The sequence below is a fragment of the Amycolatopsis sp. NPDC058986 genome (genome assembly GCF_042741125.1).
Lineage (GTDB): Bacteria > Actinomycetota > Actinomycetes > Mycobacteriales > Pseudonocardiaceae > Amycolatopsis.
Window position 1 is genome coordinate 52,930 of sequence record NZ_JBHYJW010000003.1, and the last position, 19,749, is coordinate 72,678.

19 protein-coding genes are annotated in these 19,749 nt (G+C 71.7%); 12 read left to right on the forward strand and 7 right to left on the reverse strand.

The window, feature by feature from the left end:
* Nucleotides 1-6: 6 nt before the first annotated feature.
* On the reverse strand, nucleotides 7-603 hold the full coding sequence (locus ACFW0G_RS03865) for a hypothetical protein (protein WP_378323194.1): 597 nt from the start codon (nucleotides 601-603) through the stop codon (nucleotides 7-9).
* A 121-nt stretch (nucleotides 604-724) separates the two neighbouring features.
* On the opposite strand from ACFW0G_RS03865, the gene ACFW0G_RS03870 reads away from it, so the two are divergent.
* The 5 genes from ACFW0G_RS03870 (at nucleotide 725) to ACFW0G_RS03890 (ending at nucleotide 7,355) form a co-directional block, all read left to right on the forward strand.
* Complete coding sequence (locus tag ACFW0G_RS03870; protein WP_378323195.1) at nucleotides 725-3,490, forward strand: DEAD/DEAH box helicase; 2,766 nt, start codon at nucleotides 725-727, stop codon at nucleotides 3,488-3,490.
* Nucleotides 3,491-3,650: 160 nt separating this feature from the next.
* Entirely contained in the window at nucleotides 3,651-4,433 is a 783-nt protein-coding gene (locus ACFW0G_RS03875) for a DUF4333 domain-containing protein (protein WP_378323196.1), read from the forward strand.
* Between the two features lie 34 nt (nucleotides 4,434-4,467).
* Nucleotides 4,468-5,670, forward strand: a complete 1,203-nt coding sequence (locus ACFW0G_RS03880; protein WP_378323197.1) for a GNAT family N-acetyltransferase — start codon at nucleotides 4,468-4,470, stop codon at nucleotides 5,668-5,670.
* Nucleotides 5,671-5,706: 36 nt separating this feature from the next.
* Nucleotides 5,707-6,096 carry a DUF4333 domain-containing protein gene (locus tag ACFW0G_RS03885; RefSeq protein ID WP_378323198.1) on the forward strand — a complete coding sequence of 130 codons (390 nt, stop codon included), beginning with the start codon at nucleotides 5,707-5,709 and terminating at the stop codon, nucleotides 6,094-6,096.
* A 41-nt stretch (nucleotides 6,097-6,137) separates the two neighbouring features.
* A complete protein-coding gene (locus ACFW0G_RS03890) occupies nucleotides 6,138-7,355 on the forward strand; it encodes a GNAT family N-acetyltransferase (RefSeq protein ID WP_378323199.1) in 1,218 nt (405 codons plus the stop codon).
* 14 nt (nucleotides 7,356-7,369) lie between these two features.
* Here ACFW0G_RS03890 and ACFW0G_RS03895 read toward each other — a convergent pair whose 3' ends face one another.
* The gene (locus ACFW0G_RS03895) at nucleotides 7,370-8,314 is read right to left on the reverse strand and encodes a 5'-3' exonuclease H3TH domain-containing protein (RefSeq protein ID WP_378323200.1); all 945 of its coding nucleotides are present in this window, start codon (nucleotides 8,312-8,314) and stop codon (nucleotides 7,370-7,372) included.
* 82 nt (nucleotides 8,315-8,396) lie between these two features.
* On the opposite strand from ACFW0G_RS03895, the gene ACFW0G_RS03900 reads away from it, so the two are divergent.
* The 5 genes from ACFW0G_RS03900 to ACFW0G_RS03920 all read left to right on the forward strand — a co-directional run bounded on the left by ACFW0G_RS03900 (nucleotide 8,397) and on the right by ACFW0G_RS03920 (nucleotide 11,598).
* Nucleotides 8,397-9,311 carry an aminoglycoside phosphotransferase family protein gene (locus tag ACFW0G_RS03900; RefSeq protein WP_378323201.1) on the forward strand — a complete coding sequence of 305 codons (915 nt, stop codon included), beginning with the start codon at nucleotides 8,397-8,399 and terminating at the stop codon, nucleotides 9,309-9,311.
* A gap of 74 nt (nucleotides 9,312-9,385) precedes the next feature.
* A complete protein-coding gene (locus ACFW0G_RS03905) occupies nucleotides 9,386-10,528 on the forward strand; it encodes a M24 family metallopeptidase (protein WP_378323202.1) in 1,143 nt (380 codons plus the stop codon).
* A gap of 43 nt (nucleotides 10,529-10,571) precedes the next feature.
* Complete coding sequence (locus ACFW0G_RS03910) at nucleotides 10,572-11,030, forward strand: Lrp/AsnC family transcriptional regulator (protein ID WP_345392447.1); 459 nt, start codon at nucleotides 10,572-10,574, stop codon at nucleotides 11,028-11,030.
* Nucleotides 11,031-11,084: 54 nt separating this feature from the next.
* Nucleotides 11,085-11,312 carry a hypothetical protein gene (locus tag ACFW0G_RS03915; RefSeq protein WP_378323203.1) on the forward strand — a complete coding sequence of 76 codons (228 nt, stop codon included), beginning with the start codon at nucleotides 11,085-11,087 and terminating at the stop codon, nucleotides 11,310-11,312.
* A complete protein-coding gene (locus tag ACFW0G_RS03920) occupies nucleotides 11,299-11,598 on the forward strand; it encodes a hypothetical protein (RefSeq protein WP_378323204.1) in 300 nt (99 codons plus the stop codon). Before ACFW0G_RS03915 ends, ACFW0G_RS03920 begins: the two co-directional genes overlap by 14 nt.
* A 9-nt stretch (nucleotides 11,599-11,607) precedes the next feature.
* Here the strand turns inward: ACFW0G_RS03920 and ACFW0G_RS03925 are convergent, their stop codons facing one another.
* Both ACFW0G_RS03925 and ACFW0G_RS03930 read right to left on the reverse strand, forming a co-directional pair.
* Nucleotides 11,608-12,687: a GDSL-type esterase/lipase family protein gene (locus tag ACFW0G_RS03925; RefSeq protein WP_378323205.1), complete on the reverse strand. Its 1,080-nt coding sequence runs from the start codon at nucleotides 12,685-12,687 to the stop codon at nucleotides 11,608-11,610.
* A 60-nt stretch (nucleotides 12,688-12,747) separates the two neighbouring features.
* Nucleotides 12,748-13,707, reverse strand: coding sequence for a pyridoxal-phosphate dependent enzyme (locus ACFW0G_RS03930; protein ID WP_378323206.1), 960 nt, complete (start codon nucleotides 13,705-13,707; stop codon nucleotides 12,748-12,750).
* Between the two features lie 72 nt (nucleotides 13,708-13,779).
* Between ACFW0G_RS03930 and ACFW0G_RS03935 the strand changes: the two genes are divergently transcribed.
* Both ACFW0G_RS03935 and sigJ read left to right on the forward strand, forming a co-directional pair.
* Nucleotides 13,780-14,619: an oxidoreductase gene (locus tag ACFW0G_RS03935; protein ID WP_378323207.1), complete on the forward strand. Its 840-nt coding sequence runs from the start codon at nucleotides 13,780-13,782 to the stop codon at nucleotides 14,617-14,619.
* A gap of 126 nt (nucleotides 14,620-14,745) precedes the next feature.
* Entirely contained in the window at nucleotides 14,746-15,630 is an 885-nt protein-coding gene (sigJ, locus tag ACFW0G_RS03940) for an RNA polymerase sigma factor SigJ (RefSeq protein WP_378323209.1), read from the forward strand.
* A gap of 4 nt (nucleotides 15,631-15,634) precedes the next feature.
* On the opposite strand, the gene ACFW0G_RS03945 is transcribed toward sigJ, so the two are convergent.
* From ACFW0G_RS03945 to ACFW0G_RS03955, 3 genes are read right to left on the reverse strand one after another with little or no spacing between them, the layout of a single operon-like run.
* Nucleotides 15,635-16,324, reverse strand: coding sequence for an ABC transporter ATP-binding protein (locus ACFW0G_RS03945; RefSeq protein WP_378323210.1), 690 nt, complete (start codon nucleotides 16,322-16,324; stop codon nucleotides 15,635-15,637).
* Complete coding sequence (locus tag ACFW0G_RS03950) at nucleotides 16,321-17,034, reverse strand: ABC transporter ATP-binding protein (RefSeq protein WP_378323211.1); 714 nt, start codon at nucleotides 17,032-17,034, stop codon at nucleotides 16,321-16,323. The genes ACFW0G_RS03945 and ACFW0G_RS03950 overlap by 4 nt, the downstream gene beginning before the upstream one ends.
* A complete protein-coding gene (locus ACFW0G_RS03955) occupies nucleotides 17,024-19,639 on the reverse strand; it encodes an ABC transporter permease (protein ID WP_378323212.1) in 2,616 nt (871 codons plus the stop codon). The genes ACFW0G_RS03950 and ACFW0G_RS03955 overlap by 11 nt, the downstream gene beginning before the upstream one ends.
* Nucleotides 19,640-19,749 lie beyond the last annotated feature (110 nt).

Genomic DNA, 19,749 nt, shown 5'->3' on the forward strand with positions numbered 1-19,749 from the left:
GGCGACTCAGCCGTAGTACCGCCCGGAACGCGCGATGATCCCGCGGAACGCCGCGGTGGACAGTAGTTGCCCCGCCGGGACGTCGGACGGCGTCCCGTGCGGGAAGAACACCCCGCCGCAGCGATGGCAGAACCACGCGGTCCGCCAGACCGCACGGGCGGCGGGGATGCCGCGCCGCACCCGGGCGTTGTGCCGTACCCGGCGGACGAACAACCAGACGAACAGTGCCACGAGCGCGAAGGCACCCGCCGGGAACATGATCGCGACGAACCACTGGCCGACCCGGTCGGCGGTGGACGCGGCGGGCCCGGTGAACAGGCTCCGCACCGCGAACACCAGCCCGATCGACGGGAGCAGCAGCACCAGCGCGACCGACAGGAAACAGCCACCACCGCGCGTCACCGGGAACGGGTCCAGCGCACGGGCGGTGGCGGTCACGGCGACGCCCCGGTGCACGGAACGGGAGTAGATCACCTGCCCGTCCCCGGCAGGCATCCCGATCAGCGGGCCGGTGCCCTGGTAGGTGGAGTGCCCTGCCTCGTAGACCGCCGGCACGTGCTGCACCTGGTCCACCTGCGTACACCCCGGACACGTGACCGTCATGCCGTCCCTCCTCGCCACCCATGACCGCGATGGGACGGCCGCACCGGCCCGCGGGTTCCGCCGCGGGCGCGGATGGTCACACCGCGTGCGGGTTGTCGGTGGCGTGTGGAACCCTGACGGGGTGGCCAGTAGCCCTTCACACTCCCCGGCCGAGGCCTTCGCGGTCTCCCGGCGCCGCGGCAAGTACCCGCAGCTGACCCGCTTCGCGGGCGAAGTGTCCTTCGAGTTCGACGATTTCCAGATCCGCGGGTGCGAGGCGCTGGAGGACGGGCACGGGGTGCTCGTGTGCGCGCCCACCGGCGCGGGGAAGACCGTGGTCGGCGAGTTCGCCGTGCACCTGGCGCTCGCCGAGGGCCGGAAGTGCTTCTACACCACGCCCATCAAGGCGCTGTCGAACCAGAAGTTCGGCGACCTGGTCGACCGCTATGGTTCCGACGCCGTCGGCCTGCTCACCGGCGACACCTCGATCAACGGCAACGCCCAGGTGGTCGTCATGACCACCGAGGTTCTGCGGAACATGCTCTACGCCGGGTCGTCCACGATCACCGACCTCGGGTACGTCGTGATGGACGAGGTGCACTATCTCGCCGACCGGTTCCGCGGCGCGGTCTGGGAGGAGGTCATCCTCCACCTGCCCGAGTACGTCCGCGTCGTCGGCCTGTCGGCCACCGTCAGCAACGCCGAGGAGTTCGGCGAGTGGCTGGTCGAGGTCCGCGGTGACACCACCGTCGTGGTCGACGAGCACCGGCCCGTCCCGCTCTGGCAGCACATGCTGGTCGGCAACCGGATGATGGACCTGTTCGCCGGCGAGGAGGAACACAAACCGGGCGGCGAACTGCGCATCAACCCGACCCTGCTGCGCCGCACCGAGGAGGTCGGGCGCCTGCACGTGCCCGCCGGGTTCCGCGGCCGCCGCCGCGGCCAGCCACCCCGGGTGAGCCGCTACCGGCCGCCGTCGCGGGTCGACATCGTCGAGCGGCTCGACGCGGCCGGGCTGCTGCCCGCGATCGACTTCATCTTCTCCCGCGCCGGCTGTGACGCCGCCGTGGGCCAGTGCGTCCGTTCCGGCCTGCGGCTCAACGGGCCGGACGAGGTCGAAGAGGTCCGCCGGATCGTCGCCGAGCGCACCGCCGACCTGCCCGAGGGCGACCTCGGCGTACTCGGCTACTGGGAGTGGCGCGAGGCGCTGGAACGCGGCATCGCGGGCCACCACGCGGGCCTGCTCCCGGCCTTCAAGGAGACCGTGGAGGAGCTGTTCGTCCGCGGCCTGGTGAAGGTCGTGTTCGCCACCGAAACCCTCGCGCTCGGCATCAACATGCCCGCTCGCACCGTCGTGCTGGAACGGCTCGTCAAGTACAACGGCGAGGCCCACGTCGACCTCACCCCCGGCGAGTACACGCAGCTGACCGGACGGGCGGGCCGCCGGGGGATCGACATCGAGGGCCACGCGGTCGTGCTGTGGCAGCCCGGCGTCGACCCGAAGCAGGTCGCCGGGCTCGCCTCCACCCGGACGTACCCGCTGCGCTCGTCCTTCCGCCCCGGCTACAACATGGCGGTCAACCTGGTCGCGCAGGTCGGCGCCGAACAGGCCCGCGAGCTGCTCGAGCAGTCGTTCGCGCAGTTCCAGGCCGACCGGTCGGTGGTCGGCACGGCGCGGCGGATCGAGCGCAACAAGGAAGCGCTCCAGGGCTACACCGACGCCGTCACCGGTGACTTCGACCAGATGCTCGAGTACGTCGACCTGCGGGCGAAGATCTCCGCGCGGGAGAAGGCGTTGTCCCGCCAGAACACCGCGAGCAGGCGCGCGGGAACCCTGGAGTCACTGGAAAAACTGCGCAAGGGCGACGTGATCGCCGTCCCTGCCGGACGCCGCGCCGGGCTCGCCGTGGTCGTCGACCCCGGCCTCGACCCGATCCGCGAACCGCGGCCGGTCGTGGTGACCGAGGACCGCTGGTCCGGACCACTGTCGGTGGCCGACTTCTCCGGCCCGGTCGAACCACTCGGCCGGATCCGGCTGCCCAAGCACATCGAGCTGCGCTCGCCCAAGACCCGCCGGGACATCGCCGCGAGCCTGCGCAACGCCGGAATCTCCTTGCCCGGCAGGCAGAAACGGCGCTCCGGGTCCCATGAGGACGGTGAACTCGCTGCCCTGCGCCGCGCGCTGCGCGCCCATCCGTGCCACGGACTGGCCGAACGCGAGGCGAACCTGCGCTGGGTGGAACGCCACCAGCGGCTGGCGGCGGAAACCCAGCAACTGGAACGCAAAGTCGCCGCGACGACGCACTCCCTGGCCCGCGCGTTCGACCGGATCCTCGCGCTGCTCGGCGAACGCGGCTACCTCGCCGAGAAGGGCAGGGGCGAGGACCGCGTGACCGAACACGGCAGGCGGCTCGCCCGGCTCTACAGCGAGTCGGATCTGCTGGCCGCCGAATGCATCCGGCACGGCGTCTGGAAAAACCTCGGGCCCGCCGAACTCGCCGCTGTGGTCTCCACCCTGGTGTTCGAGGCACGGCGTGACACCGCGGGCGAGCCGCGGCTGCCCGGCGGCGCGGTTCCGCAGGCCTGGCAGGAGACCACCAAGATCTGGGTGGACCTCACCGAGGACGAACGGCGCCACCGGCTGGACCGCACACGCGAGCCCGACGCGGGCTTCGCCTGGCCGGTGTACCGGTGGGCTCGCGGGGAGTCGCTGGAAAAGGTCCTGACCGCCGCCGAGGCGAACGGGCAGGAACTGTCCGCGGGCGATTTCGTGCGCTGGTCCCGGCAGGTCATCGACCTGCTCGACCAGATCAGGGACGTACTCGGCAAGGCGGATCCGGTCGGCGCCGCGGCCGCGGAGGCGGTCCGCGCACTGCGCCGCGGCGTGGTGGCGGCGGGCGCGGCGTGAAGACGGCCGTTGTGCGGGCCCGCCCGGTACGACACCGTAAGGGGCGACACGTGTGCTGGGCCCCGTCCTGTGGTTGGATCGCGCACGACACTGTGTGCGTACGGCTCAGCGGACCGTGTCGGGCAGCAGATGGACGCAGGCGAACTGGCGGAGGCGAACGATGAGCACGCCGTATGGCGGCAACGACCCGCAGCAGCAACCCCCATGGGGTCAGCAGCCGCAGTACGGGCAACAGCCGGGGGGCGCTTATCCGCCGAGCGGGCCGCAGGAGCAACCGGGGCAGGGCCAGCAGCAACCGCAGTGGGGCCAGCCCGCCCAGCAGCAGCCCTACGACCCCTCGCAGCAGCAGTGGGCCCAGCAGCAGCCGGGACAGGCGCAGCAGTACGGGCAACAGCCCGGCTACGCCCAGCCCCAGCAACCCCAGTACGGCCAGCAGCCCCCGCAGTACGGGCAGCCGCAGCAGTACGGCCAGCAACCGGGCGGCGCGTACCCGCCGAGCGGACCGCAGGCGCAGCCGCAGTACGGCCAACCGGCGCAACCCGGTCAGCCGGGCCAGTTCGACTACGGCCAGTTCCCGCCCGCCGGGGCCACGGCCGCCGAGGGGGACAAGCAGCCCGGGTCGAAGAAGGGCCTGCTGATCGGCGCGGGCGCGCTCGTCGTGGTGGTCGCCGTCGTGGCCGTCCTCGGGTTCGTGGCGCCCGGTTTCTTCAAGACCAAGGTGTTCGACAACACCAAGATGCAGACCGACGTGCAGAGCCTGCTCACCACCACCTACAAGATCGACGGCGTCACCGCGGTCTCCTGCCCTGCGGAGCAGGAGGTAAAGGACGGCGCGAAATTCACCTGCACCGCCACGATCGCGGGCAAGCAGCAGCAGGTGCCGATCACGGTGAAGGGCACCGGCGGCAACTACGAGGTCGCCCCGCCCACCGGCGGACAGTGAGCCATACGGGCGTGCTCTCGGCCATGATCACGGCATGAGCGACTTCGACGTCCGCCCGCTCCGGCCCGAGGAACACCGCGCCGCGTCGGATCTCTTCCGCGCGACGCTGCACCGGCCGCCGGCGACCGACGCCGAATGGGCGGCGATGGGCGAGGCGCTGGTGTCCACGCACGGTCTGGGTGCCTTCGATCCCGCGCTCATCGGCATGTGCCGGTCCTTCGACGACGAAGCGACGGTGCCCGGTGGCGCGTGGGTGCCGATGGCGGCGGTCGCCACGGTGGGGGTGCGCGCGGACCGGACCCGTCGGGGCGTGCTGAGCGCGATGATGGCCGAGCAGCTCGGCGACTTCGCGCGGCGAGATGTCCCGGTGGCGATGCTGCACGCGTCGGAAGCCACCATCTACGGCCGGTTCGGTTACGGCGTCTCGACGCGAGGCCGGGACTACGTGATCGATCGGCACCGGGCCCGGCTGCGATCGGATATCCCGGTGAGCGGCGAGATATCGCTGCTCGATCTGGAGACGTCGCTGACGAGCTGGGAACGGCTCTACCGAGGTCTGGACCACCCCAGGCCCGGCATGCTGGCCCGTTCGGCCACGTCCTGGGCGATCTCCGGGAATTTTCACCGGAAGTTCACCGCACCGGTGACCACCGCCGTGCACCACGGTCCCGACGGCGTCGATGGGTTCGCTGTCTACACGGTCAGCCGGACCGGGCGGGACGAGGCCGCCACCATGGACCTGACCATGCTGTACTCCGCGACCCCGCAGGCGTTCGCGGGACTGTGGCGGTATCTGCTCTCCGTGGACCTGGTCGACCGGATCCGGACGGAGGCGCGCCCGCTCGACGAGCCGATCGACCTTCTGCTCACCGATCCACGACAGGTCACCACCACCTGCCTCGCGGACGAGAGCTGGCTGCGGCTCGTCGACGTCCCGGCCGCGCTCGCCGCGCGCGAGTACCGCGGCGACGACCCGGTCGTGCTGGAGGTGACGGATCCGTTGCTGCCCACCAATTCCGGGCGCTATCGGATCTCCGCGGACGGGGCCGCGCGCACCGAGGACCCGGCGGCGCTGCGGCTCGACGTCGGCACGCTCGCGATGGCCTACCTCGGGACCTGGCGTCCGTCCACTTTGGCTTCCGCGGGCCGGATCGAGGCCCGCGATCCGGCCGCGCTCGAGGCGGCGGACGCGCTGTTCAGCACGCGGGCCACTGCCTGGTGCGGTACGTTTTTCTGACAGTGGAAGAACGCCTCAGAGGTGGGGAATCCAGGCATGCGCGCGAGGCTCGTGGTCGGGTTGTGCTGCGCGGGCGCGCTCGCGCTCGCCGGGTGCACCGGTGAGCAGAGACCGGCCGCGCCCCCGCCGTCGTCGGCCAGCGCCCCCACCACACCGCCGAGCTCATCGGACACCGACTCCGGCACGCCTACGCCGTCCCCACCAGGCCGGGTGTTCGACGCCGCGGCGATGGACTCGGCCGTGCGGAAGATCCTCACCGAGAACTACAAGATCAAGAACGTCGGCGAGGTCAGCTGCCCGCCGGGGCGGCCGGTGACCGACGGCGACCGGTTCACCTGCGCGGTCCAGCTCGGCGGCACGGTGAAGAAGGTCCCGATCACGGTGACCGGCGGCGACGGCCAGTACCGGGTGGACGCCCCGGAATAAACCGGATGCCGGGTGCGGACCGGATTGGCATTATCGGTTCCATGACCGATTTCGAGGTACGCCCCGTCGCCGAGGACGAACGCCGGGACAGCCTGGCCGTGCTCATGCAGTCGCTGCACGACAAGCCGCTGACCGACGAGGGCTGGGCGGAGATCGACTCGGCTTGGCGGGCCGAAGGATCGTTCGCAGCCTTCGACGGGGACGCCCCGATCGGACTCGCCCACTCGTTCGAGAACGTCCTCGCCATTCCCGGCGGCCGCACGATCGAGGTCGGCGCGGTCGACGGCATCGGTGTCCGCGCGGACTGGACCCGCCGCGGCGTGCACACCGCCTTGCAGCAGGCCCAGCTCCGTTACTTCGCCGAGCAGGGCAAGGCCATCGCCTGCCTGCACGCGAGCGAGACCACGATCTACGGCCGGTTCGGCTACGGCGTCGCGACTCTCAACCGCACGTTCCGGATCGAGCATCCGGCCGCGCGCCTGCGCGACGGCGTGTCTGCGGGTGGCCACGTCCGCTTCATCAGCCCGGAGGAGGCGGTGAAGCAGGGGCCGGAGCTGTATCGCAGGAGCGGTCTGACCCGGCCGGGCATGGTCGCGCGGCCGGACAGCTGGTGGCCGCTGATGTTCAACGAGGACGCCGGTCCGAAGGGCAAGCGGCGTACCGCCGTCCACAATGGACCCGACGGTGCGGACGGTTTCGTCGTGTACGAGACGATCGATCAGGGAACGCTCGAAGATCCGGAGAAGGGCGCGCTGCTGCGGGTCACGGATCTGCACGCCGCCACCCCCGAGGCCGAAACCGCGTTGTGGGGATTCCTGCTGTCGGTCGATCTCGTCTCCGCCATCCACGTCCGGGACCGGCCGGTCGACGACCCGATTCCGTTGCTGCTGACCGATCCGCGGCACGCCAGGACGCTCGCCATCGAGGACGACCTGTGGGTGCGCGTGGTCGACGTCGAGGCCGCGCTCGCGGCGCGCGCGTACGGCGACGCCGAGCCGGTGGTCGTCGAGGTGACCGACAACCAGCTGGCGGACAACAACGGCCGGTACGAGGTCGGGCCCGGCGATGTCCGGCGCACCGACAAGGCCGCCGGGCTCCGGCTCGGCGTCGACGTGCTCGGCATGCTGTACCTGGGGGAGTGGCGGCCGACCGATCTCGCCAGGGCGGGGCGGATCGAGGTGCTCGACGGGAAAGCGCTCACCCGCGCGGACGCGCTGTTCCCCACCGCGGTGCATCCGTGGTGCGGCACGCACTTCTGAGCAGGGCCGGGTGCTCAGGGCCGGGGCAGCGCCGCGAGCAGACGTTCCACCGAACGGCCGAGATTCCACCGCTCGGCCAGTTCGAGCACCCGGTCCGGATCGGCGGGCGCGTTCGGCACCACATCCGGCCGGGACTGCTCGACCGGCGCGTCGACCGCGACCCGCACGACGGTCGGGGCGACCGCGAGGTACTCGCCCGCGTCGGTGAGCTTGAGCCGCATCTTCAGCGGCAGCCGCGCGTCGCCCGATCCGGCGGCCTCGACGAGTTCCTCCAGCGACCCGAACTGCGTGATGAGCTTCGCCGCGGTCTTCTCCCCGATCCCGGCGACTCCGGGCAGCCCGTCGGACGGGTCGCCCCGCAACGCCGCCATGTCCGCATACGCCGGCCCCGCCTGCGCGGAGGGCACGCCGTACTTCTCGGCGATCTCGGCAGGGCCGAGCACCTCCGCCTTCGCCCAGCCCTTGCCGACGTAGACCACGGCCGTCGGCGTCGGCTCGGTGCGGACCAGCTGGAACAGGTCCCGGTCGCCGGTGATGACCTCGACCGCCGACTCCTTCTCCCGCGTCGCGAGGGCACCGATGACGTCGTCGGCCTCGTAACCCGCAGCCTCGGCGGTGGCGAAGCCGAACGCCTCCAGTACGTCGAGGATGATCGGCACCTGCGGGGTGAGGGTGTCCGGCACCTCCTCGGTGTCGGGCCCGCCGTGCCCGGGCACCGCCACCCGGTGCGCCTTGTAGCTCGGCAGCAGATCGGTGCGGAACTTCGGCCGCCAGTCGGCGTCCAGGCAGGCGACCAGCCGTGACGGGCGGCGGTCGGTGAGGATCCTGGCCAGCGTGTCGGTGAAACCGCGCACCGCGTTGACCGGTGTCCCGTCGGGGGCGGTCATCGAATCGGGCAGCGCGAAGTACGAGCGGAAGTAGAGGCTCGCGGAATCGAGGAGGGCGAGTGGTCCGGTCACCCGCACAGCCTGCCACGTCCGCCGGCTCCGAGCGGGGTACGGCGCACCGGGCACGTCGGCTCTCCGGGCTATCTTGCTCCGCATGACGCACACCGGGACCGAGATCACCGCCGAGCTGGTGCGGGATCTGCTGCACGACCAGCACCCCGATCTGGCCGATCGCCCGGTGCGGCTCGGCGCGCGCGGCTGGGACAACCAGCTGTGGCGGCTCGGTGCCGACCTCGCCGTCCGGTTGCCCTGGGCGACGTCCTCCGCGGACGTGTTGCTGCGCAAGGAACACACCTGGCTGCCCGTCCTCGCCCCGCGTCTTCCGCTTCCGGTTCCCGTTCCGCAGCGCCTCGGCGAGCCGTCCGCGCGGTTTCCGCGTTCCTGGATCGTCACCACCTGGGTGCCGGGCGAGCCCGCCGACCGCGCTCCCGTGACGCGCGCCGCGAAGGCGGCCACCGCACTGGCCGCCTTCCTGACGGCGCTTCACCAGCCCGCCCCGGAAGAGGCGCCAGTGGGCCGGGGCCGGGGCGGTCCGCTGGCCGACCACGACGCGGGTTTCGCCGAGCAACTCGCCGCAGCCACCGAGCTGGGACTCATCCGTGATCCGGACGCCGTTCGCGCGGTGTGGGAAGACGCCGTCGCCGCGCCCGGCTGGTCCGGCCCGGCAGTCTGGCTCCACGGCGACCTGCATCCGGCCAACATCCTCACCGCGGACGGCACCATCTGCGGCGTGATCGACTTCGGCGACCTGTTCGCGGGGGATCCCGCCTACGACCTCTCGGCCGCCTGGCTCCTGCTGCCGGACGAAGCCGCCGAACGCTTCCACGCCGCCTATCGACCGTCACCGGACGCCGCGACCCTGCGCCGCGCCCGCGGCTGGGCGATGGCCCGCGCCCTCGGCGGCATCCTCATCGGCGACGCCGGTGACCACGGCCGCCCGGGCGGCAAACCCACCTGGGGCCCGCCCGCCCACGCCGCGCTGCGACGCCTCATCGCGACCCACCGCTGAGCGTTCACCGGTTCGGTGTCCCGACACGGCCCGGGTGAGCGGGGACGGGGTCCGCAAGGACTAGGCTCGGTCCCATGTCGCGCCGTTCCCTCCACACTCCAGCCCCCGATGCCGCCAGCCTGCGTGCCCGTCTCGACCGCGCCCGTGCCGCCGCGGCGGCCGCCGACACCGACGCGCTGCTGATCGCGCCCGGCTCCGACCTGCGGTACCTGATCGGGCAGGCCGGCGGCTCGTTCGAGCGGCTCACCACGCTCGTGGTGCCCGCCGAGGGCACCCCGGCGCTGGTCGTGCCGAAGCTGGAGGCCCCCGGCTACGCCGACGTCCCGACCGATGACCTCGGTGTCGAGGTGCTGACCTGGGTGGACGGCGACGACGCGTACAAGCTCGTCGCCGACCGGCTCGGCAAGCCCGGCCGCGTCGCGGTCAGCGACTTCACCCCGGCCCTGCACGTGCTCGGGCTGCGTGCCGCGCTCGGCGACGCCGAGCAGACGCTCGCCGGGCCGGTCGTGCGGGAACTGCGGATGCGCAAGGACGCCGCCGAGGTCGCGGCCCTGCGCGCCGCGGGCGCGGCCATCGACCGCGTGCACGCCAGGGTCCACGAATGGCTGCGCCCCGGCCGGACCGAGGCCGAGGTCGGTGCCGACATCAACGCCGCGATCGTGGAGGAGGGCCACACACACGCCGACTTCGTGATCGTCGGCTCCGGGCCCAACGGCGCCAGCCCGCACCACGACGTCTCCGGCCGCGTCATCGAGCGCGGGGACGTCGTGGTGGTCGACATCGGCGGGCCGATCGCCGAGGGCTACAACTCCGACTCGACTCGCACCTACGCGGTCGGCACCCCGCGTGACGCCGACGTCGCCGAGACCTACGCCGTGCTGGAGCGCGCCCAGCGGGCCGCGGTCGAGGCGGTCCGGCCCGGTGTCACCGCCGAGCAGGTCGACGCCGCCGCCCGCGACATCATCGCCGCCGCCGGATTCGGCGAGTACTTCATCCACCGCACCGGCCACGGCATCGGGCTGGACGTGCACGAGGAGCCCTACATCATCGAGGGCAACGCGCTCCCGCTGGAACCGGGCATGGCCTTCAGCGTCGAGCCGGGCATCTACCAGGCGGGCCGATGGGGCGCGCGGATCGAGGACATCGTCGTGGTCACCGACGACGGCGTCGAGGCGCTCAACACCCGGCCGCACGAGCTGCTCGTGCTCGACGCATGAGCGTCGTTCGCGAGCGAACGATCTCGCGGAGCGAGGCGATCGCATGAGTGGATCGGGCCCTTTGGAGCCGCTCGACCAGGCGATCGTGCAGGAGCTGGCCGCCGACGGGAGGCGCAGCTTCACGGATCTGGCCGAGCGGGTCGGGTTGTCGGTCTCGGCGGTGCACCAGCGGGTGCGGCGCCTCGAACAGCGGGGCGTCATCCTCGGCTACACCGCGCGCCTGGACGGCGAGCAGATCGGCCTTCCGCTGACCGCGCTGATCTCGCTGACGCCGAACGATCCGGCCGCGCCGGACGACTACCCGCAGCGGATCCAGCACATCACCGAGATCGAGTCGTGCTACTCGGTGGCGGGCGACGAGTCCTACATCCTGCTGGTGCGGGTCGCCTCGCCGCTGGGCCTGGAGGATCTGCTCCGCCGGATCCGGGAGGCCGCGAAGGTGTCGACCCGGACCACGGTGGTGCTGTCCACGCCGTTCGAGGGCCGGTCTCCGACGCTCTGACCTGCGTGAACCAGAAATCCGCTGGACCGGAAGAACGCTGGTACGATAAAAGGTATGGCAACACGTAAGGTGACTCTCTCACTGGACAGCGGCGCCCTCGAATTCGCCGAGCGCGCCGCGAAGGCACACGGGATCTCGGTCTCGTCCTGGTTGTCGAAGGCGGCCAGGCGCGAGGCGGTCCGTACCGGGTACACCCCGCAGAAGGCCCCGGCGCAGCCCGCCGCGGAGCTGGACGAGGCCGAGCGCAGCGCGGCGGAAAAGGATCTGCGTGCGCAGGGGTGAAGTCTGGACGTACCACCCTCCGACCGATCCTTCCCGGCAGCGCACGGTGGTGCTGCTGTCCTCGGACGGGGTGAACGAGTCCGAGCGGCCGTGGCTGCTCGGCACCGAACTGCTCGACCACGATCCGCAGGACATCCTCGGCGTCGCGATCGACGCGCGTTACTGGGTGTCCACGCTCAACCTGACCCGGCTCTACCGCCCGTGGTTCGACGAGCGCATCGCCGAGATCGACCTGGAAGTGCAGGAGCGCATCGACATCGCGCTGCGTGCCGCGCTCGATCTCTGAACGCCGGGCTTAGCGGGCGACGACCTCCGGCGCGGGATGCAGATGGCCGTCCGGCCCGGCCAGGCAGGTCGCGTTGCCGTCCCGCAGTGCGAGGAACTCGTTGAGGCAGTTCGCGACCTCGGCGTGCCCGTTCGCGTTGGGGTGGAAGGATTCCTGGAGCGCGTGCTGGGCTCGGTCGGCCTGCCCGAGATCGCTCAGCTTCAAGGTCAGCCGCGTGAACCACTCGCGGCTCTGATCCGCGCCGCCGCTGCACGCCTCGTGCCCGGCGCCCGCCTTCGCGAGGTCGAGGAACCGCGCACCGGTCTGCTGCGCCGCCTGTTTCAGCCCGCGCGAGAGCATCGTGACCCCGTCCCGCGCGATCCACTGCAGATCGTCGGGACGGAACGGGCAGCCGTTGAGGTTGCGCAGTTCCTCCGGGATACCGGGACCCACCGGGGTGGCGTAGGACTGCAACACCAGCTGGTAGTCCGCCGGGACATACCCCGCCCTCGCCAGCACCGCCTTGACATCGTCGACGGCCTTGACCACCTTCGGCACCATCGCGTCCACTTTGGACTGCCAGCCCTGTTGCATCGCGACGCTGCACGAGGGCAGGTCGGGGGAGAACCAGGCCTTGAAGCATTCGGTGACCTGCGCGGAGAACTTCGGGTCGTCGTTGGCGCCGACGGCGATCACCACGACCGGCACCCGGTGGTCCTTGACCAGCGTCGCGAGCTGCTGCGCCTGCGAGCCCTCCGTCCACTGCTTGACGTCGCCGAGCGCGACCTGCTCGGCGGGCGCACCGGAACACGCGAGATTGACGCGCTCCAGAAGCCCGGGGAACTTGACCTTCTGGATGAACGCGTTCGGCGAGCGATGGCACCAGTTGCCGTTCGGGCCGTTCGTCTCCGCCGTGTACATCCCGGCGCCCTCGCCGGACACGGTGCTGTCGCCGAGCGCGACGGCGGTCAGCGGGCCGTTTCCGGGCGGGCTGGGCCGCGGGAACGGCTGCCCGTTGCGGCTTTCCGCGCCGAAGAAGACGAACAACCCCGCCAGCACCGCCACGGCGGCGAGCACGAGGGCTCCCCACCACCACCGAAAACGTCGCATCGCCGCCAGTCTACGGATTCCCGGGCCCGGCCCGGTGCTCGTGCCAGTGTCTCGGTGGTCTCAGTCCCGCGCGATCAGCTCGGCGAACCGCTCCGGGCTGACGTTGCCGCCGGAGAGGATCACCCCGACCTGCCCCGGTGCCGGGACGCGGCCGCTGAGCAGGGCCGCGATGCCGGTGGCGCCGCTGGGTTCGAGGACGATCTTCAGCCGTTCGAACGCGAAGCGCATCGCCTCGCGGACCTCGTCGTCGGTCACCAGCGCGACGTCGTCGACGACCTCCCGGTTGATCGAGAACGTCAGCTCGCCCGGGGTCTCCGCGGCCTGGCCGTCGGCGATGGTGCGGGGGACGTCGATCTTGACCCGCTCGCCCGCCTCCAGGGACCGCTTCGTGTCGTCGCCGGCGGCGGGTTCGACACCCACCACCCGGATCCCGGGACGCAGCGCCTTCGCGGCGGTGCCACTGCCCGCGATGAGGCCACCGCCGCCCACCGGGACCACGAGCGTGTCCAGCGCGCCGGCCTCTTCGAGCAGTTCCAGTGCCGAGGTGCCCTGCCCGGCGATCACGTGCGGGTGCTCGTAGGGCGGGATGAGCGTGAGGCCGCGTTCGGCCGCGAGCGCGGCACCCAGCGCGACCCGGTCGCCGGTATAGCGGTCGTAGGTGACGATCTCCGCGCCGTACCCGGCCGTGGCGTCCACTTTGGACTGGGGCGTGTCCTCGGGCATCAGGACCACCGCACTGCTGCCCAGTTCCGCGGCCGCGAGAGCGACGGCCTGGGCGTGGTTGCCCGACGAGTACGCCACGACACCCTTGTTCAGCTGCTCGGGCGCGAGCCGGGAAACAGCGTTGTAGGCGCCGCGGAACTTGAAGGCACCGATCCGCTGGAGGTTCTCGCACTTGAGGAACACCTCGGCCCCGACGCGTTCGTCCAGCGTGCGCGAGCGCAGCACCGGCGTGTGGTGCGCCACACCGGACAGGCGGGTGGCCGCATCGCGGACGTCGTCGAGGGTGACCGCGGGCATGATGCTCCTTGAGAACGAGGTGAGTGATCGTTCTCCAGCATGGGGGATCGGACGTACTGGAGGGAAACGTTTATGACGAACGGAACGGCCGGCCGCGTCTGGCTGATCACCGGCTGCTCGGCCGGTTTCGGCAGGGAACTCGTCCTCGCCGCGCTGGCGGCGGGCGACCGGGTGGTGGCGACCGCGCGGCGCCCGGAGACGCTGGCGGATCTGGAGGAACGCGGACAGGGCCGGGTCCGCGCCGTGGCGCTCGACGTCACCGATCCCGCGCAGGTTTCGGCCGCGGTCGAAACCGCGTACGAGGCGTTCGGCCGCATCGACGTCGTGGTCAACAACGCCGGGCACGGTGCGGTCGGCGCGGTCGAGGAACTGACCATGGACGAGCTGCGCTCGGTCATGGAGGTGATGTTCTTCGGCGCGGTCGAGGTCACCAAGGCGGTGCTGCCGCGGCTGCGGGAGCAGGGCAGCGGCACGATCGTGCAGATCAGCTCGATGGGCGGCCAGGTCACCATGCCGGGGTTCGGCGCGTACTGCGCGGCGAAGTTCGCGCTGGAGGGGCTTTCCGACGCGCTCGCCGCCGAGGTCGCGCCGTTCGGGGTGCGGGTGCTGATCGTCGAACCGGGCGCGTTCCGGACCGAGTTCGGCGGTGGCCGGATGCAGCGGTCCCGGGAGATCGACGCCTATCACCTGTCCGCGGGGCCGACGCGGGCGGCAGTGGACACAATGGACGGTGCACAGCCGGGCGACCCGGCCAAGGCGGCCGCCGCGATCGTGCGCGCGGTGGACAGCGAGAACCCGCCGCTGCGGCTGGCACTGGGTGCGGACGCGGTGGACGGGATCCGTGCCCAGCACCAGTCACTGGCCGACGACCTGACCGCGTGGGAGGACGTCAGCCGCTCGACCGCGCTCTGACTGTCCGTGGGGGCCTCCCCAGGGGACTCCGGGTCTCTCGGGGAGGCCCCCACGGACCGCGGCGGTCACAGTGGGCGGGTTCGGTTCGTCAGAGCACTGACGGATGTCGATGGAGGAAAGCGACCGATGGACGAGAACGAGTTCCTTGCCGAGCGGTTCGAGGCACACCACTCACACCTGCGCGCGGTCGCCTACCGCATGCTGGGCTCGCTGAGCGAGGCCGACGACGCGGTGCAGGAGGCGTGGTTCCGGCTGAGCCGCGCGGACACCGCCGAGGTCGAGAACTTCGGGGGCTGGCTGACCACCGTGGTCGGCCGGGTGTGCCTGGACATGCTGCGCTCGCGCAAGTCGAGGCGGGAGGAACCGCTCGGCGTCCACGTTCCGGAGCCGCTGGTGAGCCGCGCCGACGGCCTCGACCCGGAGCAGGAGGTCCTGCTCGCCGACTCGGTGGGCCTGGCGCTGCTGGTGGTGCTGGAGATGCTGGCCCCGGCCGAACGGCTCGCGTTCGTCCTGCACGACATGTTCGGCGTGCCCTTCGACGAGGTGGCGGGCATCGTGGGCCGGTCGCCGGCGGCGACGCGTCAGCTCGCCAGCCGCGCTCGCCGTCGCGTCCAGTCCACCGCGCCGATGCCCGACGCCGATCTGGATCGGCAGCGAGAGGTACTCGACGCATTTCTCGCCGCTTCGCGCGGAGGCGACTTCGACGCGCTCGTGGCGGTTCTCGATCCGGATGTGGTGCTCCGCGCCGACATGGGTGTCACCGCCGAAGGCCTGTCCGCGGTCGTGCGGGGCGCGGAGAACGTCGCCAAGCGCGCCCTGATGTTCGCACGGTTCTCGCACCTCGCTCGGCCCGCGCTCGTCAACGGCGCCGTCGGGCTCGTCACGAGCCGCGAAGGCGAGCCGGTCGGGGTCATGGGCGTCACCGTCCGGAACGGCCGGATCGTCGAGATCGACATCCTCGCAGACCCGGCGCGCCTGGCCGGTCTGGACCTGACGGTGCTGGAGGACTGAAGGCTCAGTCGAGCAATGCGGTCAGGACGCCGTCGAGGAGCCGGACGCGGCGGTCGGCGATGCGGTGCACCTCGTCGTCGTGGGTCGCGACGACGACCGCCGCGCCCTCCTCGGCGCACCGGCGCAGCAGCCGCAGGACACGCGGTGTGCTGCCCGCGTCGAGGTGCGCGGTCGGCTCGTCGGTGAGCAGCACCCGCGGCCGCCCGCTGACCGCGCGGGCGAGCGCGACCCGTTGCTGCTGGCCGAAGGAGACCTCCAGCGGGTAGCGGTCGCCGAGGTCGCCGATGCCGAGTTCGTCGAGCAGCTCGGCCACCCTGGCGGTGATCGCGCCGTCGCCGGGCCGGGGCACGTCGGAACGCAGCCGCAGGGGTAAGGCGACGTTCTCGGCGATGGTGAGTTCGTTCGCCAGCCCGAGCGCCTGCGGCAGCACCGCGCAGGTGTGCCAGGGTGGCGCGCCGGTGATCGGGACGCCGTCGAGCAGGACGCGGCCCGAGTCGGGGGAGTCGAACCCGCACAGCAACGCCAGCAGCGCGCTCTTGCCGGAACCGGAGCGGCCCGACACGGTGACCAGCTCACCCGCGTCGACGTGGAGTTCGAGCCCGCGCAACACCTCGACGTCCCCGCTCGGGTGAGCGAAACTTCGCCGCAGTGCGACCGCGCGCACCAGCGAGTCGTCGGCGGCTTCGGCGGTCATCGCGTCCCTCCGGGTTCCCCGCCGTCCGCGGTGGTGGTTTCGACACCTTCGAGTTTTCCCTTGTGCAGCCGGGCGATCCGGTCGCCGAGGGAGATGAGCCGTTCGTCGTGGGAGGCCACGAGCACCGCGAAGTCCTGGTCGACGAGGAACCGCAGCGTGTCGAGCACGAGATCGGCGGAGGCCTCGTCGAGCTGGGACGTCGGTTCGTCGGCCAGGATCACCGACGACTGCCGGGCCAGCGCGCACCCGAACGCGAGCCGCTGCTGCTGCCCGCCCGACAGCGCCGAGATCCGCCAGCGCCCGGTCCCGTCGAGCCCGAGCTGGCGCAGGATCTCGTCCGGGCGGCATTCGGTGCGGGCGGATTCGGCGGCGGCCCGCAGGTTGTCGGCGACGTTGAGATAGGAGAAGAGGTTGTCCGGCGGGTTCTGGAAGATCAGCCCGAGGTGGTCTCGCCGCAGGGCCCGGCGTTCGGAATGCCGCAGCTTCCCGGTGTCGGCGCCCTGGAACGTCAGCGTGCCGCGGGCGGGCCGCTCCAGCAGGCCCAGCACCCGGAGCAGGGTCGACTTCCCGGAACCGGACGGCCCGGCGAGCACGGTCAGTCCCCGCGCGGGGATGTCGATGCCGATCTCGTCGACACCGGTGACCACCCCGGCGGGCGTCGGGTAGTCGACGCCGATGCCGCGCAGCTGGAAAATCGGTTTACTGGGCACGAATCAGCTCCGCGGTCCGTGCGGTGCGGACCGACCGCACCGCGAGCCAGCCTGCCAGCGCCACCACGAGGGCGCCCACGCCGCAGACGATCAGCACGAACGGTGCCAGGTCGGGCAGTTCCGAACGGGGCGCGAGGAACGTCGCGGGGTCGAACCGCGACACCGAAAGGCCCGCGACGGAGACCCCGCACACCACTCCGACGACGACCGCCAGCCCGCTGAGCGCGCCCAGTTCCATGAGGTGACTGGCCAGCAGTGCCCTCGGCCGCATGCCCATCCGCAGCACCAGCGCCCCGGCGAGCGCGTTCTGCCGCCGTCTGACCTCGACCGCGACGAGCAGCGCGAGCACCGCGACCACGCCGAGGACGGTACCCAGCAGTGCGACGAAGGAGAACGTCCACGACACGACGTAGAAGGGCAGCGCGTCGAGCGCGGCTTCGCGGCTGATCCGGTTGGGCTGGGTGAGCCCGATTTTGGTCAGTGCGGCGGAAACCACGCTCATCGGCGCGCTGGAAAGCACACTCCACTTGGGAACGGAGTACAGCTGCGAGCCGGTGAGCGCCGCCCGGGAAATCACGTAGCCCGGGTTGGTGCCGATGATCGGGAACATCGGGACGTCGCCGATCGGGGCCGCGTCGGCGAGCCCGTACGGCAGCGCGGCGGTCTGGGCGCGGGTGTGCCCGACACGGATCGCGGGGATGCCCTGTCCGCCCACCGGGCCGAGCTTGTCCAGCAGGGCCTTGGCGTCGGCGGACAGTGCTTCGGCCGCGGCCGCGTGGCGGAAGGTGGCCGGATCCACCACCAGCACCACACTGCCGGTGCCGGTCAGCTCCCCGACGATCGTGCTGGTGCCGCGGAGTTCGGCGGGCATCGGGATGCTGCCCATGCCGAGCGTGCTTTCGGTGTCGATGCGGGTTTCGGCGCCGACGAACACCGCCGACTTCGTCCGCAGCGCGTCCTCCTGACCGCGGGCGATCCCGGTCCCGGTGGCGAGGGTGCCGATGGCCAGTGTGCCGATCACGAGCACCCCGGTGACCGGGGCCCGCGCGCTGGCGAGTCTGCGGATCGCCAGCTGCAGCGCCGGACGTGACCACAGCCGCGCCCGGTGGGAGGCGTGCAGCGCCAGCCAGGCGATGCGCGCGGCGAGCAGGCCGACGGTGAGCACGACGAACACCGGGTAGGTCAGTGCGAGCGGGTCGACCTGGGGGAGCGGGTTGCCCAGCTTGGACGCGTCGCCGTAGTCGACGAGCCGGTTCCAGCCCAGTACCGCCAGCCCCGCGGTCGCCAGTTCCCACGGGACGAACATCAGCAGCCGTGCGGCGCCGCGGCCACGCCGGACCCGGCCGAGTTCGAACTCGCGGTGCGCGCGGATCGCGACCACGCCGGCGAGCAGGATCAGGGCCAGCCCGAGCACGCCCCCGGCGACCAGGCCCGCCGAAAGTTCCGAGCCGCTGTCGGGTTCGCCTGGTGGTCCGTACACGCTCAGCAGGAGGCGGGCCAGGAACGCGCCGGCGGCGCCGCCGAGCAGGATCGGCAGCCCGAGTTCGGCGACCGCGAGCATGCCGAGCGCGGCCGGGCCGCTGCCCCGCGCCGAAAGCAGGCGGAGCTGCGGCTGGCGCCGTTGATACCACTGCAGGGCCACCGTGCCGATCCCGGCGCAGCCGACGAGGACGCTGATCGCGGCCAGCGGCAGAATCGAGACGAGGACGTTGTCGCGGGCTTCGTGGCTGATCTCGGTGGAACGCTGGAACGGCGTCGACCCGATGACAACGTTGGCAAGACCTTGTGTGGCAAGGTCGGCGCGGACGTCCTCGACGAGTGCCTTCGACCGCGCCAGCAGGTCGTCGGCGGCGCTCACGGTGGTGGGAGGCGGCTCGTAGAACGAGATGTGGAGATTGCTCAGTCCGGGCAGCCCGACGGCGCGCACCGTGTCGTCGAAGGTCTTCCGGTCGGTGGCGAACATGACCGAGTCGAGCGGATCGTTCGCCAGCCGGTTCACGACCGCGGAACGCTGCTGGGAACACCACCACCGGGGCGGCGGATCGAGCAGATCCGCGTAGAGCCCGGTGACCGGCGGCAGGGCGGTTCCGTGAAAGCTGGGCCGGGTGCCGACACCGATGTGCTGGGCTCCCGCGACGACCTCGCCGAGCCACACGCCCGGCGTCCGCGACCCCCGCAGCATCGTCAGGTGGTCCAGACCGGCCTGCTCGCGGTAGCCGAGCACCACCTTGTAGTAGGGAACGCCGTTGAATTCGGTGTTGAACAGGACCGGCGTGTACATCCCGGTGGCGGGTGCGGTGAATCCCCGGGCGGCGGCGTGGCGGCGGACCGTGTCGAGGACCGCCGGGACGGCGCTCACCGGGACGCCGTTCTTGGCGAACACCGGGCCGTACTCGTCCGGACAGACCGTGCCGGTCTGATAGGCGACCGTGGCGCCGCCCGCGGCCGCCGCCTGCAGCACGGCCGCGGTGCCGAGGAAACAGGCGAGCAGCGCGGTCACCGCGGCGACGATGAGCGTCAACGGACTCGACAACGCCGTCCGTGGCGCGGCGCGCCAAGGCTTGGTGACTCTCAGTCGGCCGAATTGCCCCCAGCTCACCCGCATGGCTGCCGACGCTACCGGGAGATCCGCCTGGTGAGAACGCCATTATCGATTTTGTTGCATACGCTCAGTATCGGATTCCGGACCCGGCGGTACCGCTTCACCCGAATGCC